This is a genomic window from Nannocystis pusilla, assembly GCF_026626665.1.
In the GTDB taxonomy this organism is placed as follows: domain Bacteria; phylum Myxococcota_A; class Polyangia; order Nannocystales; family Nannocystaceae; genus Nannocystis; species Nannocystis pusilla.
Map to the genome: position 1 here is coordinate 9,961,596 of NZ_JAPNKE010000002.1, position 24,870 is coordinate 9,986,465.

At 71.9% G+C, this 24,870-nt stretch carries 23 protein-coding genes, 1 tRNA gene and 1 pseudogene; 13 read left to right on the plus strand and 12 right to left on the minus strand.

Features of this window, described 5'->3' with window-relative positions; genetic code table 11:
- Positions 1–7: 7 nt before the first annotated feature.
- The 4 genes from OV079_RS44105 to OV079_RS44120 all read left to right on the plus strand — a co-directional run bounded on the left by OV079_RS44105 (position 8) and on the right by OV079_RS44120 (position 2,394).
- Positions 8–92 (plus strand) — tRNA-Leu (locus OV079_RS44105).
- Between the two features lie 173 nt (positions 93–265).
- A complete protein-coding gene (locus OV079_RS44110; RefSeq protein WP_267775820.1) occupies positions 266–1,129 on the plus strand; it encodes a 3-hydroxyacyl-CoA dehydrogenase family protein in 864 nt (287 codons plus the stop codon).
- A gap of 189 nt (positions 1,130–1,318) precedes the next feature.
- Positions 1,319–1,999, plus strand: a complete 681-nt coding sequence (locus OV079_RS44115) for a hypothetical protein (protein WP_267775821.1) — start codon at positions 1,319–1,321, stop codon at positions 1,997–1,999.
- Positions 1,996–2,394 (plus strand): RidA family protein, encoded by a 399-nt coding sequence (locus OV079_RS44120; protein ID WP_267775823.1) that lies wholly within the window; start codon positions 1,996–1,998, stop codon positions 2,392–2,394. The genes OV079_RS44115 and OV079_RS44120 overlap by 4 nt, the downstream gene beginning before the upstream one ends.
- Before the next feature lie 79 nt (positions 2,395–2,473).
- Here the strand turns inward: OV079_RS44120 and OV079_RS44125 are convergent, their stop codons facing one another.
- A complete protein-coding gene (locus OV079_RS44125; RefSeq protein WP_267775825.1) occupies positions 2,474–2,689 on the minus strand; it encodes a hypothetical protein in 216 nt (71 codons plus the stop codon).
- A 582-nt stretch (positions 2,690–3,271) separates the two neighbouring features.
- On the opposite strand from OV079_RS44125, the gene OV079_RS44130 reads away from it, so the two are divergent.
- Positions 3,272–4,912: an FG-GAP repeat domain-containing protein gene (locus OV079_RS44130; protein WP_267778788.1), complete on the plus strand. Its 1,641-nt coding sequence runs from the start codon at positions 3,272–3,274 to the stop codon at positions 4,910–4,912.
- A gap of 117 nt (positions 4,913–5,029) precedes the next feature.
- Positions 5,030–5,305: a hypothetical protein gene (locus OV079_RS44135; RefSeq protein WP_267775827.1), complete on the plus strand. Its 276-nt coding sequence runs from the start codon at positions 5,030–5,032 to the stop codon at positions 5,303–5,305.
- Between the two features lie 186 nt (positions 5,306–5,491).
- Here the strand turns inward: OV079_RS44135 and OV079_RS44140 are convergent, their stop codons facing one another.
- Positions 5,492–6,091, minus strand: coding sequence for a hypothetical protein (locus tag OV079_RS44140; protein ID WP_267775829.1), 600 nt, complete (start codon positions 6,089–6,091; stop codon positions 5,492–5,494).
- 145 nt (positions 6,092–6,236) lie between these two features.
- Positions 6,237–6,506: a hypothetical protein gene (locus OV079_RS44145; RefSeq protein ID WP_267775831.1), complete on the minus strand. Its 270-nt coding sequence runs from the start codon at positions 6,504–6,506 to the stop codon at positions 6,237–6,239.
- Between the two features lie 441 nt (positions 6,507–6,947).
- Between OV079_RS44145 and OV079_RS44150 the strand changes: the two genes are divergently transcribed.
- The 7 genes and pseudogenes from OV079_RS44150 to OV079_RS44185 all read left to right on the plus strand — a co-directional run bounded on the left by OV079_RS44150 (position 6,948) and on the right by OV079_RS44185 (position 13,353).
- Positions 6,948–7,511, plus strand: a complete 564-nt coding sequence (locus tag OV079_RS44150) for a hypothetical protein (RefSeq protein ID WP_267775833.1) — start codon at positions 6,948–6,950, stop codon at positions 7,509–7,511.
- 9 nt (positions 7,512–7,520) lie between these two features.
- The gene (locus tag OV079_RS44155; RefSeq protein WP_267775834.1) at positions 7,521–7,955 is read left to right on the plus strand and encodes a hypothetical protein; all 435 of its coding nucleotides are present in this window, start codon (positions 7,521–7,523) and stop codon (positions 7,953–7,955) included.
- Positions 7,956–8,108: 153 nt separating this feature from the next.
- Complete coding sequence (locus tag OV079_RS44160) at positions 8,109–9,416, plus strand: caspase family protein (RefSeq protein WP_267775836.1); 1,308 nt, start codon at positions 8,109–8,111, stop codon at positions 9,414–9,416.
- Between the two features lie 367 nt (positions 9,417–9,783).
- Positions 9,784–10,161 carry a hypothetical protein gene (locus OV079_RS44165; protein WP_267775838.1) on the plus strand — a complete coding sequence of 126 codons (378 nt, stop codon included), beginning with the start codon at positions 9,784–9,786 and terminating at the stop codon, positions 10,159–10,161.
- 77 nt (positions 10,162–10,238) lie between these two features.
- The gene (locus OV079_RS44170; protein ID WP_267775840.1) at positions 10,239–11,168 is read left to right on the plus strand and encodes a LysR family transcriptional regulator; all 930 of its coding nucleotides are present in this window, start codon (positions 10,239–10,241) and stop codon (positions 11,166–11,168) included.
- A gap of 300 nt (positions 11,169–11,468) precedes the next feature.
- Positions 11,469–12,391: pseudogene (locus OV079_RS59630) on the plus strand (pirin family protein).
- Positions 12,392–12,519: 128 nt separating this feature from the next.
- Positions 12,520–13,353, plus strand: a complete 834-nt coding sequence (locus OV079_RS44185) for a hypothetical protein (protein ID WP_267775842.1) — start codon at positions 12,520–12,522, stop codon at positions 13,351–13,353.
- Positions 13,354–13,362: 9 nt separating this feature from the next.
- Here the strand turns inward: OV079_RS44185 and OV079_RS44190 are convergent, their stop codons facing one another.
- From OV079_RS44190 to OV079_RS44230, 9 genes are all read right to left on the minus strand, one after another.
- The gene (locus tag OV079_RS44190) at positions 13,363–14,031 is read right to left on the minus strand and encodes a LytR/AlgR family response regulator transcription factor (RefSeq protein ID WP_276604160.1); all 669 of its coding nucleotides are present in this window, start codon (positions 14,029–14,031) and stop codon (positions 13,363–13,365) included.
- A 304-nt stretch (positions 14,032–14,335) separates the two neighbouring features.
- On the minus strand, positions 14,336–15,349 hold the full coding sequence (locus OV079_RS44195) for a sensor histidine kinase (RefSeq protein ID WP_267775844.1): 1,014 nt from the start codon (positions 15,347–15,349) through the stop codon (positions 14,336–14,338).
- Positions 15,340–15,942 (minus strand): sugar transferase, encoded by a 603-nt coding sequence (locus OV079_RS44200; RefSeq protein WP_267775845.1) that lies wholly within the window; start codon positions 15,940–15,942, stop codon positions 15,340–15,342. Before OV079_RS44200 ends, OV079_RS44195 begins: the two co-directional genes overlap by 10 nt.
- On the minus strand, positions 15,939–17,102 hold the full coding sequence (locus tag OV079_RS44205; RefSeq protein ID WP_267775847.1) for a MopE-related protein: 1,164 nt from the start codon (positions 17,100–17,102) through the stop codon (positions 15,939–15,941). Before OV079_RS44205 ends, OV079_RS44200 begins: the two co-directional genes overlap by 4 nt.
- A gap of 310 nt (positions 17,103–17,412) precedes the next feature.
- The gene (locus OV079_RS44210; protein ID WP_267775848.1) at positions 17,413–17,961 is read right to left on the minus strand and encodes a gamma-glutamylcyclotransferase; all 549 of its coding nucleotides are present in this window, start codon (positions 17,959–17,961) and stop codon (positions 17,413–17,415) included.
- A 51-nt stretch (positions 17,962–18,012) separates the two neighbouring features.
- The gene (locus OV079_RS44215) at positions 18,013–19,326 is read right to left on the minus strand and encodes an amidase (protein WP_267775849.1); all 1,314 of its coding nucleotides are present in this window, start codon (positions 19,324–19,326) and stop codon (positions 18,013–18,015) included.
- A gap of 198 nt (positions 19,327–19,524) precedes the next feature.
- Positions 19,525–21,120 carry a lamin tail domain-containing protein gene (locus tag OV079_RS44220; protein WP_267775850.1) on the minus strand — a complete coding sequence of 532 codons (1,596 nt, stop codon included), beginning with the start codon at positions 21,118–21,120 and terminating at the stop codon, positions 19,525–19,527.
- Between the two features lie 173 nt (positions 21,121–21,293).
- Positions 21,294–22,997 (minus strand): IgGFc-binding protein, encoded by a 1,704-nt coding sequence (locus OV079_RS44225; RefSeq protein WP_267775851.1) that lies wholly within the window; start codon positions 22,995–22,997, stop codon positions 21,294–21,296.
- 113 nt (positions 22,998–23,110) lie between these two features.
- On the minus strand, positions 23,111–24,829 hold the full coding sequence (locus tag OV079_RS44230; RefSeq protein WP_267775852.1) for an IgGFc-binding protein: 1,719 nt from the start codon (positions 24,827–24,829) through the stop codon (positions 23,111–23,113).
- Positions 24,830–24,870 lie beyond the last annotated feature (41 nt).

A 24,870-nucleotide genomic window follows, 5' to 3' on the forward strand; every position in this document is an offset into this window, starting at 1 on the left:
TAGCCACGCGAAGGTGGCGGAATTGGTAGACGCGCTAGACTAAGGATCTAGTGGGGTAACCTGTGAGGGTTCGAGTCCCTCCCTTCGCACCACGCCGAGGACGCTCTCCTCGGCGTTTTTCTTTGGGTCCGCCGGCCCGTCACGGGGAGATCCGCGGACCGGCCGGGGCTCGCGCACCACGCGAGCCCGGGGGCGCTCGCGCCTCACGCGGGGCCGCGAGTTTGCCGGGCTCGCGCGCGGCGGGCTCGGGCTATAACCCGGCGCCATGACTGCGTCCGCCATCTCCACGGTCGCCGTGATCGGCGCCGGCACCATGGGCCACGGGATCGCCCAGGTCGCCGCCGCCGCCGGCTTCGAGACCCGCCTCTACGACGTCCGCGCCGACCTGGTCGAGGCCGGCCTGACGAAGGTCCGCGCCAACCTCGACGGCGGGGTGGCCAAGGGCAAGGTCACCGAGGCCCAGCGGACGGCCACCCTGGCCGCGCTGCGCGGCGAGAGCGACCTGCAGGCGGCCGTCACCGGCGCCGACATCGTGGTCGAGGCGGTGCCGGAGAAGCTGGCGCTAAAGCAGGAGCTGTTCACGAAGGTGGCGGCGCACGTGGCGGCCACGGCGGTGCTGGCGACCAACACCAGCTCGCTCAGCGTGACGGCGATCGCGGCCGGACTGCCGCACCCGGAGCGGGTGATCGGGACGCACTTCTTCAACCCGGTCCACGTGATGAAGCTGCTCGAGATCGTGGTCGGGCAGCAGACCGCGCCCGAGGTGCAGGCGGCGGTGCAGGCGTGGGGCGCGAAGCTCGGCAAGGACTGCATCGTGGTCCGTGACTCGCCTGGCTTTGCGACCAGCCGCCTCGGCCTCGTGATCGGCCTCGAGGCGATCCGCATGGTCGAGGAGAAGGTGGCGTCGGCGGAGGACATCGACAAGGCGATGTGCCTCGGCTACGGCTTCCCGATGGGCCCGCTCAAGCTGACCGACCTGGTCGGCCTCGACGTGCGCCTCAACATCGCCGAGTACCTGGCGGCGAACCTGCAGCAGGGCGACCACTTCCGCCCGCCGGCGCTGCTCCGCGAGATGGTCGCGGCGGGCAAGCTCGGCAAGAAGTCCGGCGAAGGTTTTTACAAGTGGTGAGCGGCGAGCGCGGGTGAGCGCGGCCCGGCGCGGCCGTCGGCTGCGCCGCGACCGTTCGCCCCGCGCTTGCGACCGTTCGCCGGGATGACCGGCATGGACGGTCCAGGCGCGGGCGTATGAGCGAGCGCAGGAGGCGCTCGCATGTGGAGCTCGTGGCGACGACACTTTGAGGACAATGCGCGCCGGCCGTTGCCGGCGATCGAGGTCGAGGGGGTGCCGGAGGCCTGGCGCGCGCCGCTCATGCGGTCGCTGGCGATCTTCCAGGTGGGAGAGAGCGGGGAGGGGCGGATCGTGCGAGAGATCGAGCGCTCGCGCCTGGCGGGGATCGACGACGACTACCGCGCGGCGCTGAAGCTGTTCGTCAAGGAGGAGGGCCGGCACGCGCGGATCCTCGCGATCATGGTGCGCGGGCTCGGCGGCTCGCTGCGCGGCACGGCCTGGACCGACCGCCTGTTCGTGCACGGGCGCCGGCTGCTCGGGCTGCGCTTGAAGCTGCTGGTCCTGCTGGCCGCGGAGGTCATCGGCATCGGCTTCTACGGCCTGCTCGCGGAGCGCCTCGAAAAAGATTGTTCGATCGGCCGGGCGCTGCGGCAGATCTGCGGCGACGAGGAGGCCCACCTCGAGTTCCACGCGGCTTTCTTCCGCGGGCAGACGGCGTCGCCGTGGCGGCGGGCGCTGTTCAGCGCGACGTGGTTCGTCGTCGCGGCGGCGGCCTGCGCCGTGGTGCTGGTCGATCATCGGCCGACGCTGCGGGCGCTGGCGATCGAGGGCGCGCCGCGGCGGCTGTGGGGGCTCGTGCGGGCGGTGCACCGGCGGGTGTGCGCGGGCGAGGACGTCGCGCCGGCGGGCCGTGCTAGCGTGACGGCGTGAGCCAGACAGACTTCGAGCGGGTCTACTCGCGGGCGCCGTGGGAGCAGCAGGTCGGCTACTGCCGCGCGCTGCGAGCGGGCGACCTGGTGTTCGTGACGGGCACGGCGCCGATCGACGAGGAGGGCCGGGCGTTCGCGCCGGGCGACGCGTACGCGCAGGCGCGGCGGTGCCTCGAGCTGATCGAGCGGGCGCTGCGGCCGTTCGGGACCGACCGGACGCGGATCGCCCGGACGCGGATGTTCGTGACCGACATCGAGCGCTGGGCCGAGTTCGGGCGCGCCCACGCCGAGTTCTTCGGCGAGCACCGGCCGACGACGACGATGGTCGAGGTGCGGCGGCTGATCGACCCGGCGATGCTGATCGAGATCGAGGCCGACGCGGTCGCGCCGGGGTGAAAGAGGCTGTACTCTCGGGCATGTCCGTGAGGGCATGGTTCGATGGGCATGTTTAATAAAACATGTTCAAAAGGGCATGTCATTGGCGTTCGCAGAGCGCGGGCGTCGGGACCTCAGCGGCGCGGGCGGAGGTCGAGCGGGCTGCGAACAGGCGCAGCGGGCCGCCGCTGACGCGCTCGCGGATCGCCACGAGCCCGTGGGTCGCGCCGAGCTCGTGAAAGCTGACGGTGAAGCGCAGCAGCGCTGCGTCGCCGCTGGCCTCCACGTCGACGGCGAAGATCGGGTCCTCCTGCATCCACGGCGTCGTGCTTGACGCCGGTGCTGGGCGAGGACGTCGCGCGGGCCGACGGAGCGGGCGGCGATCCACGCGCGGCCGTCCCTCCGGGCGCGGGCGAGCGAGGCGGTGCGGACGAGCGCGAGCGGTGGCGGCGGCGTCCTGGTCACACGGGCGGACGGCAGGATGGTGCCGCCGGCGCGCGCTCGCTGGCCACGCGCGCGCGAGTGCGCCAGACGGGCGGAGCCCCGCCCCGCGGTGGGCGAGGGCGAGCGGGCCTGCGACGCGAACGCGAGTCGCGTGGCGGCCAGTCGCGTGGGCGTCCGCGGCCAGCGGCTAGCGAGCGACGCGCACGCGAGGAGCCGCCGATCGCAGGTGCGCCGGTGGCTCGCGCGGGCGAATTTGCGACGATGGCTCTTGGGACAGGTGAATCCCATCTGGCCGTGGCCGGCGGGCCGGCGTATCGTCGCCGCCGATGCGTACTTCGACTCGCTTGCTCCCGGTGACGATGTTCCTCCTGCTCGCGGCCTGCGGCGACGACGGCGGCACCACTGCCACCCAGGGGGCGCCAGCCAGACCGGCGCGACGATGACGGGCGTGACGATGACGGGGCCGACGACCGGCGGCAGCGACACCGCGACCGGGACCGACACCGAGCAGGGCACCGGCACCGACAGCGAGACCGGGGTTCCGACGTCGACGTCGACGACCACGACCGGCACGACCGGCATGACCGAGACGAGCGGGACGTCCATGCCGAGCAGCGAGAGCGACGGGACCACGGGGGCCAAGTTCGACGTCGGCGGGGACACCGAGACGACGGGCACCACCGGCGCTCCGGTCGACGTGTGCAAGGCGACCGACGACGACATGGGCGGGGTGGGCGACTGCACGATGGAGGCGCCGCCGGACGCGTTCGAGCCCGACGTCCAGTGGAGCTGGACCGGGCCGGGGCTGGAGAAGGAGTCGCTGGTGACGCCGCTGGTGGCCAACCTGACCGACGACAACGGCGACGGCGAGATCGACCTGTGCGACACGCCGGACGTGATCGTGATGGTGACCCAGTTCCCCAACGACGGGCACATCTACGTGCTCGACGGGGCGACCGGCACGCAGCACTTCATGATCCCGGTCGCGCTGACGTGGTCGATCAACCCGGCGATCGGCGACATCGACAACGACGGCCTGCCCGAGATCGTCGCCGCCACCGGCCCGGGCTTCGGCGGGCCGTCGGCCGCGATCGCGTTCGAGCACGACGGCACGGTCAAGTGGCAGAACAACACCGGCATCACGCACAGCCAGGGCGGGGCGATCACCCTGGCCGACCTCGACAACGACGGCGACGTCGAGATCAGCATGGACAAGCTGATCATCGACCACAACGGTCAGACCGTGGTCACCTTGCCCGAGAACGGGTTCGCCGAGAACTTCACCACGGTCGCGGCCGACCTGAACGGCGACGGCGACCTCGAGATCGTGATCGGGGCCAACGCGTACCACCACGACGGCTCGGTCTACTACCAGAACCCCAACCTCGAGCGGGGCTTCGCCCAGGTCGCCAACCTCGACGGCGATCCGGAGCCGGAGATCATGGTCAACAGCGGCAGCGGCCTGACGCTGCTCGAGCACACCGGCGCGATCAAGTACCAGAACCAGAAGCCGGGCGGCGGGTCGTCGTGGTTCCGGCCCGGCACGGTGCACGACTTCGACGGCGACAAGGTGTCGGAGGTGGCGACCAGCGCGTCGAACTCGTACGTGATGTTCGAGGGCGACCTGACGGTCAACTGGCTGGCGCCGGTCCAGGACGCCAGCGGCTGGGCGGCGGGCACGGCGTTCGACTTCGACGGCAACGGCGTGGCCGAGGCGATGTACGCCGACGAGACCAACCTCTACGTGTTCGACGGCAACGGCCAGCCGCTGCTCAACGTGCCGCGCAGCGCCCGGACGCTGGCGGAGTATCCGGTGGTCGCGGACGTCGACAACGACGGCTCGGCCGAGATCGTGGTGGTCTCGGACGCGGGCTTCGGCGGCAACCAGACCGCGCCGACGGTGCAGGTGATCCGCGACATCGAGGACCGGTGGATCCAGCCGCGGCGGATCTGGAACCAGCACACCTATCACGTGACCAACGTGCGCGAGGACGGCAAGATCCCGCAGTTCGAGGAGCCGTGGTGGCAGTCGCTCAACACGTTCCGAACCAACTCGCAGATCGAGGGCGGCGAGATCTGCATCCCGCCGCAGTGATCGCTCCGGCGCTCGCGGGCCGCGTCCCGTCGCTCGACGGGGCGCGATCGCAGGGAGCACGAGTGGGTCGGCGCCCTCCAGTTTGACGGCGGCCTGCGAGCCGTTCATCTTGAGGCGATGAACTTGCTCACTTTGACGGTCCTGTGTTCTCTGGCGGCTCCAGTCCCGTTGCCGCAGGTCGAGGGACCGCCGCTCGACGCGTGGGAGCTGAAGCAGCGCGAGAAGACGATCAAGCTCGCCTGGGAGCAGCGCGAGCGCCGTCTCAAGCTCGGGACGGGCATCTTCGGCGCGTTGACGGGAGCGTCTCTGATCTCGGCCGCCGCGCTCATTCCCCTGTCGGGCAGCAGCGATCCCGACATTAAGTGCTTGGTGATTGTCCGCCCGATCCGATGATGACCGCCGGGATCGTGATGGCGGTCGTCTGTGCCGGCTCGATCGTGGGGACGGCTGTCTTGGGCGTGAAGCTGACCCGGCACCGACGCAGCCGCCCGATTCAGGTCGGTTTAGGGGGCGTTCGCGTGGCGTTCTAATACCAGTGAACGTCTCGTCGGCGACGCATGGAGCGTCCGAGATATGCCGTCAATCGGCCTCGAACACGAACCTCTCGAAGTCTCTCGAATCATTGAGATCTTCATCGGCTCCGCAGCGCCAGCCAGGCGCGATCCCGTCCCCGACGGTGTGCCAGCACAGGCGCAGATCCGAGTTGGTCTCCGGGCCCCCGAAGACAGAGTCGCACGACGAACGATTCACGTCGTCACCGGCGGCCGCGAAGCCCCACGAAAAGTCGGCGCTGAAGTACCAGGCGACGCCGTTGGCCTCGTGCGTGCCGTTGGGTTGAGCGTCGGTGTCGAACAGCACGTCGGCGCGCTCGCCCATCGCCAGCACCTGGAAGTTGTCCGCGCCGACCTGGCGGCAGGCCATCAGGAGCTTGGAGCCGGTGCAATCCTGGCCGAGGATGTCCTGGGTGAGGTCGGGCTCGGACTGGTCGTAGAGATTCGAGAAGCACTCGGACCAGCCGACGAGGTCCCCCGCGGGCACGTCCACCTGCGGCCCCTCGGCCCAGTACAGCTCGCCGCCGTGATCGTCGTCGTGATCGTCGTCGTGATGGTCGAGCTCACATTTTTGAAGATAGGGGATTGTGCACAATAGGCCGCTCAATGCGATCATGGTGTAGTTCATGGGCTCTCCGCCGGTTGCTACCCATCCGGGCGGCCTTGAATATGCGACGCGTCGCAGACGCGGCAACGATGACGGATGACGCCGCTCACGCCCCTCCGCAGCGGCGCGAGGGCGCCTGATGCACTGCGTTATGCGGAGCGTCTGGTCACCGACGGGGAGGAGTTCTTGCCGGGACGTGAGCGCTGATCATGACGCTCCCGTCCCGGAGCATGCGGCCGTCACGAGCGACGACCCACAAGAACTCCTCGCTCTCGGGGTCCCAGATCAGCTCCATCTCGTCAGCGTCCGGCGTCGTCCCGGCGATCCGGAGCGCCTCGACCCGATCGACCGCGAATGCGCAGCGGTGCGGCTTGCGAAAGCAACCATCGAGGCGCATTCCAGTGAAGACCCGTTCACCGCATCGCGCGACGTACACGGTGAAGGGGAGGTAGCCCTGCCACGTCTGCGACGCGCCGTAGTCGATGCCGCATTGCCAGGAGGGGCAGACGTCGTTCGCCTCGGCCGAGTCGCCCCTGCGTAGACAATGCGACGCGCACGGCTCGCGCAGCGCGAAGCCCGGGGTGAGGCCTCGGCTCCCGCGAGCGTCGCCAGTCCGGCCATCGCTCGCTCGCCCGCTTGCTCGCGGGTGAGCGAGCAGTCCGGCGTGAGCGGGGGAGCATCCTCGGCACGAGGCTCACGCACCGGGCCCTCGACGCTCGGAGGCACCGCGCCGGGGGCCTCCGGACAGGGTCTGGACGTGCAGCCGAAGACCAGGAGAAGCAGGGACGACGCGCGCACGGTCGACCTCGAGGCTAGCATGACCGAACCGGTCGGAGGGCTGTCCGGCCTGCCCGACTCGAGATAGTCTCACGCGGCGGTGTGGGCGGCGATCGAACGGCACATCCCCGGATCGGCGCGGCGCCTGTCGTCCGCGGCCGGGTCGCGTGCGTGGTGTGTCGCGGCGACGCTCGTTTGCACCGCCGGATGCACGCATCGGTGCCCCGATCCGGCGCCCCCGCCCAGCCTCGCGGTCGCGCCCGCGCAGCCGCGGCCGGCGACGACGCCGTCCGCGGCGCCGGTGGCCATGGAGGTCCCGGCCTGCGAGCTCGACGGCGAGAAGGGCGCGGCATGTCGGCTCGTCGGGATCTACGCGCTGGAGCTCTTCACCACGCCGGGAGGGCGAGTGACGAACGTGTGGCCCGTGCTGCTCCTGCCCGATGGAGGCTTCGTGTTGCTCGAGAACCCATGGCACCCCGAAACTCGGCCGGAGCCCGCAGTGATCGCGCGCCATGAGGGGGAGCGGGTCGAGGTGATCGGCGTGTTGCGGGCTCAACCTCCCCCGCCCGACGAGTTCCGCAAGGTGAACCTGGAGATCGCGTGCATGACACCGATTCAAGCCATGACAGTGTTGGGCGACGACTCCGCCGCGGGCAAGGAATGAGGTGAACCCGTGCAGGACCTGCTCGACGCCCTCGACCGTCCGCTGCGCGCGCTCGCCTGCGCGGCCGCCGAAGCCCACGTCTCGGCGCACCCGCGCGGGTTCCCGCTCTACGCGGTGCCGCTGCCCGAGGCCGAGCTGCGCGCGCTGGTCCGCGACTGGGATGTCGAGGGCTGGGACTGGCTGTGCGACGAGGTCCGCGGGCTGGCGGTGGCGCACCTGCGCACGCTGCAGGCGGCGGGGACGATCGACGCGTTGACCACGGCCGCGAGCACGTCGACGTGGCGAGCGGCGGCCCGCGGCGCGGCGCATCCGCTGGTGCGCCTGATGGCCGACGCGGAGTTCGGCGGGGCGCTGGCGGACGAGGTGACCGCTGCGCTGGCCGAGGCGGCGGGCTTGCCGGGGGCCGACCCCGAGCGGCCGGCGCTGGTGCGCACGAGCGTGTGAGATCGACATGGCCTTTGGGACATCTTACTGCGTGCCACGCGAGCTGTCGGGACCAGGTCGATCTTCGGCTCGCGTCCAGCGCACCGCACGCCGCGCGGGCCTCCGTCGCCGCGGTTGCCCGGGTCTGGGCGGCGTGCTAGGCAGCCCGCTCGCATGACGGGCGGACTCGACCAGCGCCAGGGCGACGCGTTGACGCGACGGTTCGCGCTCGGCCGGGCCAGAGTGCTGGCCGTCGGCATCGACGACTACGACCGCGAGTGCGGCTTCGAGCCGCTGACGACCTGCAGGAACGACGCGCTCGGGTTCGCCGACTGCTTCCGCGACCTCCCGCAGCTCGACGCCGAGCCGGGCACCGTCAAGGCGCTGGTCTCGAAGCGAGGCCCGACGCCGTCGCGCGGCGAGATCATCAAGGGGCTGCGGGAGCTCGCCCGGTCGAGCGTCGCGGGCGAGCGCCTGATCTTCTACTTCAGCGGCCGCGGCCACCGCATCGCCGGCGATCCGCACAGCTACCTGGTGCCGCAGGACGCGTTCGCGGACGACGAGCCGAGCTGCTTGATCTCCGTCGCCACGGTCGCGGAGATCTTGAGCGGCGCGCGGGCCGAGCAGAAGCTGGTGATCCTCGACGTCGGCTCGGCCGGCGTCTCGCGCGAGGACCTCGCGGCGGCGCTGCGCGGGGCGGAGGACCTGGCGCTCCTGGCCTCGGTGGGCCGCGGCACCACGCGCTCGCCGAACCCGCAGCACAGCTCGTTCACCGCGTTCCTGCTGCCGGCGCTGCGCGGCGAGGAGCCGCAGGCGCTGGCCGAGCGGCGGTTGACCGTGGCGAGCCTTCACGGCTCTCTCTCGGCGCAGCTCCAGCGGTCGGCGCGGCCGATCCTGCTCGAGTCGACGGGTGAGGCGATGGTGCTGGCGGACTTCAGCGGGCCGGTCCTGAGCCCGGGCGCGCTCGCGGTCGACGGCCGGTTGTTCGAGGCGGTCGAGCTGTCGGTCGGCGCGCGGCAGGTGGCGGTCAAGGACATCTTGACGGAGCTGTCGCGCACTCACTACTCGCAGGCGTACCTCGAGGCGCGGGCGAACGCGGCGCTCGGTGACTACTTGGAGGGGGAGTTCGGGCGCACGGTCAGCCGACTGCGCGCGCGGTTCAAGTGGGCCTCGTCGGCGGTGTCGGTCGAGGGCTGCGGCCTGGCGTTCCCCGACGGCCACTACAGCGTCTCGTACGCGGCGACGGAGAAGACCCGCGGCGTGCTCGTCGAGCACCTGTCGCTGCGACCGGCGTGGCTGGACGTCCCGGGCCTGGTGTTCGACCTGCTCGATTGTCTGAACCTCCACCCCGATCGCATCACCTTCGCGCTCCGCGAGGGCTGCGCGCCGGCTCGCAGCGTCGCGCAGCTCGAGGCTCGCGGCTGGGCGATCACTTCGGATTGCCGCACCGGGTCGAGGCGGCGCACGGCGACTGCACGCTAATCTTGGAGAAACAGGCGCTGACGCTGGTCGACCTGCCGCTGCGCGAGATGTTCGCGGAGACGCCGGACCGGGACGCGGTGCGCAAGGCCGCGGCGGCGCTGGCGGTGTTCCACGGCTCGTGACGACGCGCGGGCACGTCGGCGTCGCCGAGGCGGCGCGCGGACGCGGGAGCGCGCGAGGTCGGGGGACGTGCCGCGGGGCGAGATGTCCCGAGAGACAGGCGGCCTCGCGCGTCCGCCGCGGGGGCGGCGCCGTTTGCGGGGCGAACTGGGCCGTCCGTCGACGAGGCTCGTCAGGTCGCGCGGTGCGGCCGCGAACCCGCGAATCAGTCGTGGAATGCGGACGCGTTCGGCGGCATACAGGGCGCATGCTTCTCCGTCTTCCGAACGAATCGGCCGGGCGGGCCCGTGGGCGCCTCGGCGCCGCGCTGCTCGGCCTGCTCGTGTCCGCCTGCGCGCCCAAGCCGGCGCCGGCCGAGCAAGTACCCGACGCGCCGCCGGTCAGCGAGCCGCCGAAGCCGGCGCCGGCCACCGCGGGCGGCGAGGGCGGCGAGGGCCAGTGCAAGGTCGACGCCGACTGCGTGCCGGCCTCGTGCTGCCACCCGGCCAGCTGCGTGCCGGCGGCGCAGAAGCCCGACTGCACCGACGTGATGTGTACGATGCAGTGCGCGCCCAACACCCTCGACTGCGGGGGCCACTGCGCGTGCGAGGCGGGCAGCTGCAAGGCGATCTTCGCCAACCTCTGAGGACATGTCCCTTCGGACATGGGATGCGGACCCGGCCCGCGTGACAACGCGCGGCGGGTCGTGGTGAACTGGCGCCCGTGCTCGAGGCGATCAGCATCGACCAGCTCCGCACCCTCCGCGCGGTCGCCGAGGCCGGCAGCTTCACCGCGGCGGCCCGCAAGCTCGGGCGAGTGCAGGCGGCGGTCAGTCAGTCGATCCAGCGGCTCGAGAGCCAGCTCGAACTAAAACTGTTCGATAGGACAGGTCGCGTGCCGACGCTGACCGAGCACGGCGCGGCGCTGGTCGCCGCGGCCGAGAAGATCCACGAAGACGTCGAATTGGTGGAGGCCCTGGTCGCGCGGCTCAAACGCGGCGAGGAGACGCGGCTGTCGCTGGTGGTCGACGCGATGTTCCCCAATGCGGCGCTGGTCGGCTTCGCGCGCGAGTTCGCGGCGGCGCATCCCGCCGTGGAATTGACGATCGCCACCGAGATGCTCGAAGCAGTGACGGCGATGGTGCGCGACCGCCGGGCGACGCTCGGGATCGCCGGCACCGACGCGGACCTCGCGGGGCTCGAGCAGCGTCACCTCGCCGAGCTGCGCATGATCGCGGTCGCGGCGCCGTCGCACCCGCTGGCCGCGATCGCAGGGCCGATCGAGGACGCGGCGCTGGCGTCGGCGGTGCAGATCGTGCTCAGCGAGCGCGCGACCGAGGGGCGCGGCTCGGCCGACCGCGGGGTGCTGTCGACGCGGACGTGGCGAGTGGCCGACCTGTCGACGAAGCACGCGCTGATCGTCGGCGGGCTCGGCTGGGGCTACGAGCCGGAGCACCTGGTGCGCGACGACCTGGCGCGCGGGCGGCTGGTGGCGCTGAAGTTGGTGGCGTGGGGCACTGCGGCGCCGCTGCGACAGCTGGCGCTGGTGCGACGCAAGCGCTCGGCGCTCGGGCCGGTCGCGACCTGGGCGGTGGAGCGGCTGACCGACCTGTGCCGCCTGGCGCTGATCGAGACGGTGCCGTCGTCGCCGTGAAGCGAGAGGCTCGCGCCCGCGACGCGAGCATCTCACGCGTCATCGTCGGGCACGAGGGAATCGCGGTCGTGCATCGGTCCTCATCCGTGGCGCCTGGGTGACGGTGCGGCGAGCGACAGGACGTCTCGACGATCGCCAGCGTCCGCGGGGCGAGGCGGGGTCGGCCGCAGACCGACGCGTTGTGGGAGGCGAGGCCACGGCTCGATAGGGCGGCGAGCTCGAGGCATCACACGGCGTGATGGCGGCCATCATGTGCGCGGCAGTTTCGTCGGCGGATGCGTGGTCCCATCCTGTTCGGCGATGGATACGACGATCACGACTCCCACCCTTCATGCCTTCGAGTCCACGGGGCGAGCGCGCCGCGTGGAAGGCGTCCACCGCGGCGGCCCGATGCACTGGGTCGGCGACGGCTTTCACGTGCGCGGGGTGTTCCCCAGCCGCAGCCTGCCGATGGAGCGGACCAGCCCGTTCTTGCTGCTCGACCATCACCCGCGCGAGCACTATCCGGCGCTGTCGCAGGGACGACGCGGGGTGGGCTGGCACCCGCACCGCGGGTTCGAGACGGTGAGCCTGGCGTGGGAAGGCACGATCGCGCACCGTGACACCGCGGGGCACTCGGGGATCATCGGGCCGGGCGATGTGCAGTGGATGACGGCGGCGTCGGGGATCTTGCACGAAGAGTATCAAGAACAAGAGTTCACCCGCCGCGGCGGCGCGGTGCGTCTGGTGCAGCTATGGGTCAACCTGCCGGCGCGGCTGAAGATGAGCGCGCCGGGCTATCAGCCGATCACCGCGAGCGAGATCCCGACCGTCACCCTCGCCGAGGACGCCGGAAAGGTGCGGGTCGTCGCCGGCGAGTTCGCCGGGGCCCGCGGACCGGCGCGCACGCACACGCCGATCACCCTGCTCGACGTCGATGCAGGGCCAGGCACCGCGTGCGGGTGCCGCTGCCCGAGCACCACAACGCGCTGGTGCTGGTCGAGTCGGGCCACGCGAAGTCGGGCAGCGAGCACGCTCGCGACGGCGAGCTGTTCGTGTTCGAGAACAGCGGTGCGTTCGTCGAGCTGGTCGCCAAGGAGGACTCGCACCTGCTCGTCATGGCCGGCGAGCCGATCGACGAGCCGATCGCGTCCTACGGGCCGTTCGTGATGAACACGCGGAGCGAGCTGGCGGCCGCGGTCCGCGACTTCGAGCTCGGCAAGTTCGGCCCGGTGCCGGCGTGAGCGCCGGCCTGATGGGGTGAACGGCGGCGCGGTGGTTGCCGCGCCGCCGCAGCTTGGTTATGCTCGAGCCACTAACGATAGGTGGTGGCTGCGTGCAACTGGATTATCGACTCGCTCTCGTCGTTTGCTTGACCCTGGGCCTGTGGGCGCGGCCGGAGCCGGCAGCGGCCCGCAGCTGCGCGAGCTGGGGGTGGGGTGGCGACTACGGCAGCGCGATGTTCTTCGACGGGGCCGAGGTGCCGGCCGATGTGGCGCCGTGGATGGTGATGCGGTGCACGGACATCGAGGCGGCCGCGCCCGACGACTGCGCGCTGGTGAACGGTGACACGCGGATCGACGTGACCGTCGCGCTGCGAGGGACGAGCATCTGCGAGTCGGAGGACGCCGAGACCTTCAGCGTGGTCGCCCAGTTCGTGCCGGCCGAGCCGCTCGCGCCCGGGGCGGTCTACGAGCTCGATTGCGGGGCGTTCGCCGCGTACCCCGAAGACTCGCGGAGCCCGGGGACGCTCCACGTCCGCGACGACGCCGCGCCGGCAGCCCCGCCCGAGGCGCTCGGCGAGCTGGACGCGCGCGAGGCGGAGCCCGAGAGCCACAGCTGCGGACCGACCGGCCTGGCGCCGTGCGAGGTGCCCGGTTACATCGCGCTCTCGATCGATTTTTCGGCGCAGTACTTCGCGGAGGGCGGGTACGTGGAGGCGGCCTACGCCGACGGCCAGCTCGTGGTGGTGTCAGGGCCCGCGCAGGACGACGAGGCGAGGATCCCGCCAGGGCCGCTTCCCGTCGCGCTCACGCCGGTCGCCGCCGACGGCAAGCGCGGCGCGACGGTGTTGCTCACCGAGGCCGACATCGCGTCCGACCCGGACGCGGGCAGCGGCTGCAAGATGGGCGCTAGCGGAGCGGCGCCGGCCTTGTGGCTGCTCGGACCGCTGGCGTGGACGTTCACCCGCCGGCGCCGAAGATAAACATGTCCTTCAGGACAGGCCGAGGCGGCGGCGCAGGCGGCGGGCGGCCTGGCGGGAGATCGGGACGACGTCGCCGCCGGGCATGCGGGCGTTGTAGCCCCCGGTCTCGAGCGGCTCCAGGCGCTCGATCTTCTCGAGGTTGACGAGCGCGCGGCGGTGGACCCGCTCGAAGGCGGCGGCGGACAGCCGGTCCTCGAGGTCCTGCAGGCTCTGGTCGGTGAGCAGGGTGCGGCCGTCGAGGTGAAGGGTGACGAGCGCGCCGTCGAACACGGCGTGCGTGAGGACCTGCGGGTCGACGAGGATGATGCCCTCGCGGGTGGTGACGGGCAGGCGCACGAGCTCGCGCGAGCCGCCGCGCAGGCCGCTCAGGCGCTGGCGCGCCCGCTCGAGCGCGCGGTGCAGCCGCACGGCCTCGATCGGCTTCAGGAGATAGTCGACGACGCCGAGGTCGAAGGCGTCGACCGCGTGGTCGTCGTGGGCGGTGGTGAAGACGACGTAGGGGCCGTCGTCGCCGAGCAGGGCCGCAGTCTCGAGGCCGGTGAGCCCGGGCATGCGGATGTCGAGCAGGACGACGTCGACGTCGGCGTCGGGCTCGCGCAGGCGCGCCAGCGCGGCCTGGCCGCCGTCACACTCGCCGGCCAGCTCGACGCCGGGCAGGTCGGCGAGCAGCCGGACCAGCCGGCGGCGCGCCGCTTCTCGTCGTCGACGATGAGGATCCGCAGAGTGGTCATGGGGACATGTCCTTCAGGTCATGCGGGTGGCGTGATGGGGCGACAGGTGGAGCCTGGCCTGTGAGACATGTCCCGTGGGCGGCACCCGGCGGGCGCGGCGCTCCGCTGCGGCGCTCGCTCATGGACGTCGAGGGTGAGGCGCGACCGGTAAGGCACGGCCTGCGAGACGTGCCTCGTGAGCGGTGCACTGCGGCGGGCGCGAGGCGTCGCGGCGCTCGCCTCATGGCCCATGAGACATGTCCTTTGGAGATTCACGTGACGACGGTGGGGGCGGGGCCGGAGGGGATGGTGACGACGGCGCGGGTGCCGTGGTCGGCGGGGCCGATGACGAGGCCGGCGCGGCCGTCGTAGGCGAGGTCGAGGCGGCGGCGGGCCATGTGCAGGCCCTCGCCGCCGGGGCGTGGGCCGGTGAACGGGCCGGGGTTGTCGATCACGATCTCGAGGCCGGATGTCCCGGAGGACAGGTGGATCCGGACCGGCCCGCGGTGACCGGCGGCCGGGCCGTGCTTGATCGCGTTCTCGGCCAGCGGCAGCAGCAAGAGCGGCGGGACGAGGACGTCGCCGGGGTCGCCGTCGACGCCGCAGTCGAAGCGGCCGGGGTCGCGCACGGCGTGGAGGGCGAACAGGTCGCGGCAGAGGTCGAGCTCGCGGCGCAGCGGCCAGGCGGGCAGGCGGACGCCGTCGAGGATCGTGCGCAGCATGGCGGACAGGCGCAGGACGGCCCGCTCGGCGACCTCGCCGTCGGTGCGGCACCACTCGGCGATCGCGTTGAGGGTGTTGAAGAGGAAGTGCGGGTCGAGGTGGCTGCGGAGGGCGAGCAGGGCGCGCTCGGCCTCGCGGGCGAGCGCCTCGGCGCGGGCGCGCTCGCGGTCGAGGCTGGCCTCGAGGTCGATGTCGCGGCCGAGGCCCCAGCCGCCGACGAGGAACAGGGCGAGGGCGACCAGCAGGCTGGCGTCCTCGGTGAGGAAGGTGCGACCGACGCCGAACAGGGCCGGCAGGACGAGGCCGAGGACGGCCACCACGGCGAAGCCGACGCAGCCGTAGACCGCGAGGCCGAGCCAGCCGCGCGCAGCGGTGACCCGCCACAGCCACGGGGCGATCAGCGCGAACACGAGGCACATCAGCAGGCCGACGACGACCGCGCCCGGGTCGCGCGCGGGCGAGTAGCGGTGCTGCGCGACGACCAGCGGGACGCTGACGAGGACGATCGGGACGAGCCGCCGGGGGGCGAGCAGAGCCTGCAGCGTGGAGACGATCAGGGCCATGAGAGGTGGCGCGGGCGGCCGATCGGGAGGGTGGTGCGGAGGGCGCCGCGGCGCTTGCCGACGAGGTTCATCCAGGCGGTGCGCAGCAGCAGCCGGAGGTCGAGGAGGGCGCTGCGACGCTCAGCGTAGGCGGCGTCGAGCGCGGCGGTCAAGGCTGACCCTTGGGCCAGGCAGACCTGGGCCAGGCCGGTGAGGCCGGGCGGGACGTCGAAGCGCCGCGCGAACGGCGGGTGCTCCGCGATCAGCCGCTCGGCGTCGGCGGGAGTGAGCGGGCGCGGGCCGACGAGGCTCATGTCGCCGCGCAGGACGTTGACGAGCAGCTGCGGCAGCTCGTCGAGGCCGCGCTGCCGCAGGAACCGGCCGAAGCGGGTCGGCCTGCGCGCGGCCGGGTCGGCCTCGCAGGTCATGGTGCGCAGCTTGACGATGTGAAAGAGGCGACGACCGTGGCCGATGCGCGGCTGGGTGAAGAAGATCGGGCGGCCGTCGCACACCCAGACGCCGCAGGCGAGGGCGCCGACGGCGAGGGCGAACAGCGGGACGAGCGGGAGCAGCAGCGCGAGGTCGAAGGCGCGCTTGCGGGCGAGGGCGCTCATCGCAGGTCCTCCAGGACCGCGAGGTCGAGCAGCGGCAGGAAGGCGCAGGCGGCCAGGGCGAGCGGCGCGAGCGCGAAGACGAGGTGCGCGGCGGTGAGAGTGACGTCGAGGAGGTCGGTCATCGAGGGCTCGACGCGCAAGGTGGCACGCGGCCATCCGCCCGGGGGCGGCCGGGCGGGCGAACGGTCGCGGGCGGCGGTCGAGCGGTCGCGGGGGCGAGGTTCAGGATCGAGGCGGGCCTGGCAGACCAGGCCGACGGCGTCGACGCTGCAGGCGCGGTCGTTGAAGGCGCCGGTGGGGCCCTCGCCGAGCTCGATGCAGTTCTCGCGCAGGCACTCGGGGTCATCGAGGAGCTCGGTGGTGCACAGCGGGGAGCAGTCGGAGTTGTTGGGCTCGCCGTCGCGCCACGGCAGGTAGTCGACGGGGGCGCCGTCGAGGGCGACCCAGTCGGCGGCGTCGGGGTTGGTCGTGCACTGGTCCCACAGCGCCTCGCGGCGGTGGAGCCCGGTCCAGAAGCCCAGGTCGGCCGGCTGCTCGCCGAGGTGGTCGAAGATCCGGTCGCGCACGAAGGCCAGCTCGGTGGCGTTGAGCGGGTGGACCAGGTGGACCGCGGGGCCGAACTGCTGGCAGAAGGCCTCGCCGGCGGTGAAGCCCACGGCCTCGCTGCACACCCAGAAGACGGCGCCGCCGAGCTCCGACAGGCTGCAGCCGCCGCACGCGAGGTTGTCGGCCGAGTACTCGTCGACGAGGCCGTCGCAGTCGTCGTCGACGCCGCGGTTGCACAGCTCGGCGGCGCCGGGGTGGACCTCGAACCAGGTGTCGTCGCAGTCGCCGGCGACGTCGACCGCGCCCGGGGGAGCCTCGCAGGCGACCGTGACCGGCTCCCCGGCGCCGAAGCCGTCGCCGTCGCCGTCGGGGTACCAGCTCTTCGGCGGCTGTCCCATGGGACAGTTTTCCGTGGTGGTGGCGGTCGGCGCGTCGGTGGTGGGGACGGCGGTCGAGGCGGTGGTCGTCGTGGTGCTCGCGTCGGCGGTGGACGAGGGGGTCGTCGCGGGCTCGCCCGTGGTCGAGAGGCCGCCGGTGGACAGCTGCGGGGGGCTGTCGGAGAAGCAGCCCGCGAGGGCGCAGAAGGCGAGAGAGACGCCGACGACGGGGCGCATGCGGCGAGGATAGCACGCGCGCGCGCGGACGGAGGACAGGCGACCGCCCGGCGATCGCGTCCGCGTCGCGGCGCGCCTTTGCGGACACGCTCCAAGTGAGTCGGTCGCATTCGACGAGGATGGATGGCGCGGCCGCGGTCGCAGCGGCGCGAGCAAGATGTCCTTCAGGACATGCGCATCACGTCGCCTCGCATCGGGCACACGCGATCGGCTCGGAGAGCGCGTCGGCCACGGCGCACGCGCGAGCACGTCGGCATGGCCCGAGGGACATGTGATTTCGCCGGGGCGGGCCCGGCGTGGCCGTCGCGGCTCACGGCAGCTCTTCGTGGCCGTGGACCTCGCGCTCGAGCTCGAAGACGTGGGGGTCGTCGACGGCGAGCTCGCGCAGGGCGGCGGCGAGGCGGACCAGGTACTCGCGGTTCATCCCGCTGGGGCCGCGGCTGCGGGCGATTTGAAGCGCGATCGCGGCGGCCGAGGCCGGGCCGAGCCAGTTGGGGTTGTCGGGCGCGGCGACGTAAGTGAGGGCCGTGACCTCGCGCGGCGCCTCGCCCAGCACCTGCACCGGCAGCTCGAGGCGCGTGTAGCCGCCCTGCTCGCGGACGTCGAGGGTGTGCAGCACCGCGGCGACGTCGGGCGGCGCGACGCGGTAGGCGACCCCGTGGCAGAAGGCCGCGGCGCTGGGGACGAGGGTGACGACGCGACCGGGCGCCTCGGGGACGCCGCGGTGGTCGGTCGAGCCCTGGTAGAAGCGGCGCTCGTAGCCGGCGGCGCGGGCCGGCAGCCGCTCGGCGTAGGGGATCGCCGGCCGCCAGATCAGCGAGCCGTAGCCGAACAACCACAGAGATGTCTGATCGGTCATGTCGTCGGGGCTAGGTTCTCGAGGACAGGTCATTTCGCTCGAAGAAGCAGGTCAGGCGGTGAGGCGCGGCGGGCGGCGGCCGGCCCACGGGCGGGCGCGCTCGAGCTCGCCGGCGAGGCGGAACAGGGTCGCCTCGTCGCCCCAGCGGCCGACGAATTGGACGCCGATCGGCAGTCCCTCGGGGCTCCAGTGCAGCGGCACCGACATGGCCGGCTGACCGGTGACGTTGAACACGGGGGTCCACGGCAGGTAGGCGTAGACCTGGTCGGCGCTGGGGTCGTGGGCCATGAGGTGGCGCAGCAGGCCGCCGGCGCGGGCGCGGCCCAGCACCTTCATCAGCGAGGCGGACAGGCCCTGCGGGCCGAGGGTGCCGAGGGGGGCCGGCGGCTGGGCCAGGGTCGGCGTGACGAGGACGTCGTAGTCGGCGAAGAACGGCCCGATCTTGAGCGCCGCCTGCTGCAGCTGGCGCTTGGCGGTCACGAAGTCGGCGGCCGGGAGGGCGCGACCGATCTGGCTCAAAGTCCAGGTGACGAACTCGAACTCGCTCGCTCGCGGGCGGCGCCCGGTCAGGCGCGCGGCCTCGTCGATGTCGGCCGCGACCTCGCCGCAGAGGATGGCGAAGAAGGCGCGCGAGAAGGCCGGGCCGTCGACCTCGGGCGCGGCCTCGTCGACGTGGTGGCCGAGGTCCTGCAGCAGGGCGGCGGCGGAGGTGAGGGCCGCGACGCAGTCGGGGTGGACCTGGCCGCCGAGCATCGGCCGGGTGGTGACGGCGATCCGCAGCTTGCCCGGCGGGGTCGAGACCTCGGCCAGGTAGGGGCGCGCCGGCGGGGGCGGGTAGTACGCAGCGCCATGTTCCGGAGGACATGTCGCATCGAGCAGGGCGGCGCTGTCGCGGACCGAGCGGGTCAGGGCGTGGAGGGCGGCGAAGCCCTGCCAGGCCTCGGCGCGCTCGGGGCCGAGCGGGGTGCGGCCGCGCGTGGGCTTGAGGCCGAACAGGCCGCAGCAGGAGGCGGGGATCCGGATCGAGCCGCCGCCGTCGCTGCCGCTGGCGAGGGGGACGATGCGCGCGGCCACGGCCGCGCCCGAGCCGCCGCTGCTGCCGCCGGCCGAGCGCGACAGGTCCCACGGGTTTTTGCACGGCCCGTGGGCCAGGGTCTCGACCGTCGGCACGATGCCGAACTCCGAGGTCGCCGACTTCGCCACCGGGATGAGGCCGGCCGCCCGGTAGCGGCGCACGATCTCCGAGTCGGCGGACGACACGTGGCCGCGCAGGAACCGGCTGCCCGCCTGCAGCGGCGCGCCCTCGGCCCCCGACACCAGGTCCTTGAGCAGCGTCGGCACGCCGCGGAACGGTCCTTCGGGCAATGTCCCTTGGCCAGGTCGCGGGCGCGCTCGTACATCGGCGCGACCACGGCGCCGAGCGGGACGCCGTCGGCCTCGCAGCGGCGGATGGCCTCGTCGACCAGCTCGAGCGGCGAGGCCTCGCCCGCGCGCACGAGGGCGGCGAGGGCGAGGCCGTCGAGGTCTTCGTACTCGGCGATCATGCGCCGAGCATAGCGGGGTTCAGGGGACGTTGGCAGCGCCGGGGGTCGGGGTGGCCGACAGCTTCCAGTCGGTGGCGGCGTTGTTGGTGTCGTTGCCGTTGGGCAGGCGCGACAGCGAGGCCTCCTCGGTGTTCGAGTCGGCGACGTTCATCGGCAGGACGGTGCCCTCGACCAGGCTGACGGCGCCGACCATCGGGATGGTGACGGTCGTGATCGCGCCCTCGTAGGACAGGGCGTCGATGAGGGTGCCGTTGCCGATGTCGACCAGGGCGACGCCGTCGGGCGCGCCGTTCTGGATCTGGTCGGTCTTGCCGGCGGTGTTGACCTTGAGGACGCCCGGCTGGACGGTGAAGGCCGCGGGCGCGACGACGAGGTACTGGCCGGGGTTGATGGTGCCGGCGGCGTCGAGCTTGATCGTGGCGTAGGGCGTGTTGTTCGAGCCGTTGACGAGCACCAGCGAGTGGTTGGCGAGGTCGATCGGGGCCGCGGTGGTGTTGAGGATCTCGACGAACTCCTTGTCGGTGTCGGTCCCGACGGCGTCGTAGTCGACCTCGTTGATCATCAGGCCGGGCATCGGGCAGGCGGCGCAGTCGGGGCCGCCGCAGTCGATGCCGGTCTCCTGGCCGTTCTGGATGCCGTCCTGGCAGGAGATGCCGACGCACACGTTATTGGTGCAGTTGTTGTCGGCGCAGTCGTCGTTGGTCTCGCAGGCGAGGCCGTCGCCGCACGGGTCGCAGTCGGGGCCGCCGCAGTCGACGTCGGTCTCGCCGGCGTTCTTGGCGTTGTCCTCGCAGGTGGCGGGCGAGCACACGCTGTTGTCACACACGCCGCTCTCGCAGTCGTTGCCGCTGTTGCAGGTGTCGCCGTCGAGGCACTTGTCGCAGGTGAGGCCGCCGCAGTCGACGTCGGACTCCTCGCCGTTGACGACCTGGTCCTCGCAGGTGGCGGCGACGCAGACCTCGTCGGTGCAGACCTTCGAGACGCAGTCGTCGGCCACGGCGCAGGTGAGGTCGTCGGCGCAGGCGGGGCACTCGGAGCCGCCGCAGTCGATGTCGGTCTCCTCGTTGTTCTGCAGGCCGTCGGCGCAGGCCACGGGCAGCTGGCCGCAGACGCCCTCGATGCAGCTGCCGCTGGCGCAGTCGGTGTCCTCGGCGCAGACGCCGCCGTCGGCGCAGGGCGAGCAGGTCGGGCCGCCGCAGTCGATGTCGGTCTCGCCGCCGTTCAACTCGCCGTCGGCGCACTGGTCCGGGGCCTCGGTGGTCGAGGTCGTCTCGGTCGTGCCCTCGGTCGTGGTGTCGGTGGTGGAGGTCGTCGACGTGTCGGTGGTGTCGGTGGTGTCGGTGGTCTCGGTCGTCGAGGTGGTCTCGGTCGTCGAGGTCGTCGTCGTCGACGTCACCGGCTCGGTGGTGGTCGGCTCGAGGGTCGTGGAGTCGGTGGTGCCCTCGGTGGTCGAGGTGGTCGGCGGCTCGCTGGTCGGGCCGACCGAGGTGGTGCCGTCGGTGGTCGACGTGCTGGTCGACGTGTCGGTGTCACTGTCAGTGTCGGCCGGGGCCGGATTGCTGCACGCAGGCAGGACGAGGAGGGCGAATCCAAGACGATACGAGAGCTTCGACATGGGCGGGAGGGTAGCGGAAAGCCGCGCCGACGGCACGGTCCCGACGGCGCGACGAGGCGAGCTTTCTCCGCCTCACAGCCCCGCAAGGTCGAGCCCGTCTGGCCACGCGGACGATCGACCGTCGTGGCCCCAGGCAGAAGTCCGTCGCAAGTCCGTGACGCGACCGTGCGCGCTCACGGTACGAACAGCTTCTCGAGCCGCATCCCGCCGGGATAGGCGTAGGCCGAGGTGTTCTTGCCGGGGCCGGCGGGGTTGTAGCCGACCACGGTGATGCCGAACGGCTCGGCCGAATCCGCCACGTAGGTGGCCGCCTCGCCGCCGCTCGCCAGCGGGACGTCGGCGATCTGGTAATTGTCGGCGCCCGCGAAGTTGGCCAGCTTCCAGCCGCCCACGACCTGGCCGTCGATCGTGACATCGGCGCCGCCGGTGCGACGCACGACCTGGACGAAGTTGGCCTCGTAGTCGGCGCCCGTGACGAACACGTAGCGCTCGCGCCACTGCTCGGCGGCGATCATCTGCACCATCGCCGGGTCGCCGATCCCGCCCGCGGCCTGGTTGCCGGCCAGGTACTGCACGGGGAGGATCGGCGCCTGGTTGAGGCCGACGAACAGGAGGGTGACGCCGAAGTCGACCTCGAACTCGCGGAAGTCGCCGCGCTCGGCGATCGTCACGAACTGGGTGCCGGGCTGGTCGGTCCGGGACACGCCGAGCGTGACGTCGTCGTCGCCGGCGTAGACGCGCCAGTACTGCTTCTCGCTGCCGGAGCGCGGCGGCGAGGGCGGGGCGACGTAGGTGCTGCCCCAGTACTCGAGCGGGATCATCTGCTCCTGGAGGTGGTTGCACCACCCGGAGCCGAACGGGACGTAGGCGCACTCGGTCGCGCCCATGACCCAGACGTTCTTGTCGGCGCTGACGAGGGTGCCGGACACGTCGTGGTGGGCGTAGTCGGTGTCGCCCGGCGGCGAGGAGGCGGCGACCTGCAGCACGTCGAAGCGCCGCATCGTCTTGGTGCCGGCGCCGCCCGGCTCGACCGGGTCGAACTGGCCGCCGAGGCCGGCGGTGCGCCGGCGCGGCCTCCAGGTGACCGTGGTGTCGTCCTCGAGGGCGATGACCGTGAAGTAGCTGGGGCGGCCGTTGACGGCGTCGGGCTCGTCGGCGTCGACGAACGGCGGCCACGAGGCGACCACGTAGTCCTTGCCCAGCCAGCGGACCGGCAGCAGCATCGACGCGTCGTTGCTGGCCTCGTTGGCGAGCGGCGAGTGCAGGTAGGCGGCGACAGGGCGGTCGCTGACGAGGCGAAACACGCCGCCGTTGCGGAAGTTGGTGAAGGCCAGCGGGTCGACGGTGATGTCGAACACGTGCGACTCGCCGGGCGCGAGGATCACCGGGTCGAGGACCGCCTGCTCGGTGAATTCGTTGGCGGGGGTGAACCACAGCTGGACCGCGGCGAGCTCGACCGGGTCGGTGTTGCCGACGATCAGCGCGTCGGTGTCGTCGGGGCCGTTGAAGCTGGCCATGCGGATGGCCAGGAACTCGCAGCCGATCGAGGTCGGGTCGTCGTCGCTGTCGCACGGGCCGGCGCAGGCCGCCGAGTCGATGGCCTCGACGCACTCGTGGGCGCACGCGCTGGACTCCCAAGCCGCGCCGGTGTCCTTGCAGGTCTGCAGCACGTTCGGCTGCTCGGGGTCGCAGCGCGTCTGCCCGGGCAGGCACAGCGGCACGAAGCCGGTCGTCGGGTCGGACGCGCCGGTGGTCGCCGGCTCGCCGGTGGCCGGCGCGGTCGTGCCGGCGCTGTCGGTGTCGGCGGGCAGCAGGTCAGGGCAGGCCGCGAGCAGCACGAGCGCGCCGAGGCGCGCGGGACGGAGGCGCTGAGACATGGGCTAATCCAATCATAAGAATAGGACCTGGTCCGAAGACCAGGTGCAAAGGGCCAGGCGCAAAAGGACAGGCGCGAAGAGACAGCAGCCGCGGCCGGCGGGCCGCGGCCGGGTCACGGGACGTAGATCTTCTTCAGGTTCATGCCGCCGGGGTAGGCGTAGGCGGAGCTCGGGATGCCGGGCTGGTAGCCGAGGACGACGATGTTGAAGGGGTCGGTCGACTCGGCGACGTAGCTGCGGGCCTCGGCGCCGTCCATGAGCTGGTAGTCGGCGACCTCCCACTGGTTGTCGGCGCCGGTGCCGTTGATCAGGTACCAGCCGGTGACCGTCTGGCCGTTGATCGTGACGTCGGCCGAGCCCTTCTTGCGGATGACCTGGGCGTAGTTGAGGTCGTAGCCGATGCCGGTGACGACGACGTAGCGATTGAGCCACTGCTCGACGGCGATCATCTGGTACATGGCAGGGTCGCCGATGTTGTCGGCCGCCTTGCCGCCGGTCAGGTACTGCACCGGCAAGATCGGCCCGGTCGCGGTGAAGATCAGGCTCGCGTCGTGCGGGACCTCGATCTCCTTCCAGTCGCCGCGCTTGACCAGGGTGAGCGGGGGGATCTTCACGCCCGCGTCGTTCGACTCGATGGTGACGGTGACGCCGTCCTTGCCGGCGTAGATCCGCCAGTAGTGCTTCTCCATCGCGCGCGACGGCGAGTGCGGGCCGACGTACTTCTTGCCCCAGTACTCGAGCGGGATCATCTGCTCCTGCAAGTGGTTGCAGTAGCCGACGTTGAACGGCACGAAGGCGCACTCGGTCGCGCCCATGACCCAGATCGGCTTGTCGGCGCTGACGACCGTGCCCGACAGGTCGTGGGTGATCATGTCCATGTTGGTGGCCGACGACGAGCCGACCTGCAGCACGTCGAAGCGGTTGAGCGTGATCGTGCCCTTCTCGCCGGCCGGGACGGCGGGGACGAGGACGCCCTGGGCGGCGGTGTCGCGCGGGGCGACCCACTCGACGGTGGTGCCGTCCTCGACGGCGATGACGTTGAAGTAGCTCGGGCGGCCGTTGATCTCGTCCGGCTTCATCGGGTCGGCGAAGCCGGGGTAGGAGGCGATGACGTAGTCCTGGCGCAGGGTCTTCGTCGGCAGCAGCATCGACGAGTCGTTGCTGGCGGTGTTGTTGAGCGCCGAGTGGAGGTAGGCGGTGACCGGGACGTCGCTCTCGACGCGGAACACGCCGCCGGTGCGGAAGGCGGTGTAGCCCTTGAGCGTCTCGTTGACGACGTCGAAGATGTGCGACTCGCCGGGCGCGAGCAGCACCGGCTCGAACAGCGGCTCCTCGGTGAAGCTGTTGTTCGGCGTGAAGTAGAGCTGGACCTGGGCGGTGTTCGTGGTGTCGGTGTTGCCGACGATGAGGACGTCCTTGTCGGTGTCCTCGAAGTTGAAGCTGTTCATGCGGATGGCGAGGAACTCGCACCCGACCGAGGTCTGGTTGCTGAGCTTCTCGCACGGGCCGACGCACGAGGCGGTCCCCTCGTTGCTCTCCTCGACGCACTCCTCCAGGCCGATGCAGGGCAGCGACTCCCACGCGAGGCCGGTGTCCTTGCACTCCTGGACGACGCCCGGGTTCTTCGGGTCGCAGCGCTGGGTGCCGGGGTAGCACTCGAGCATGAAGCCGGTGGTGGTGAGGTCCGGGGCGGTGGTCGGCGGCGGGCCGTCGGTGGTGGTCGTGGTGTCGGTGTCGCCGCCGGCGGTGGTGTTGCCCAGGAGGCCCGGGCAGCCGGTCAGAAGGAGCGGGACGAGGACCGCGGCGAGGGGGGCTTGGTGGAGGTGTCGCATCGCTTACGTTCAGGGGCAGGAGAAGACAAGCACACCGCGCG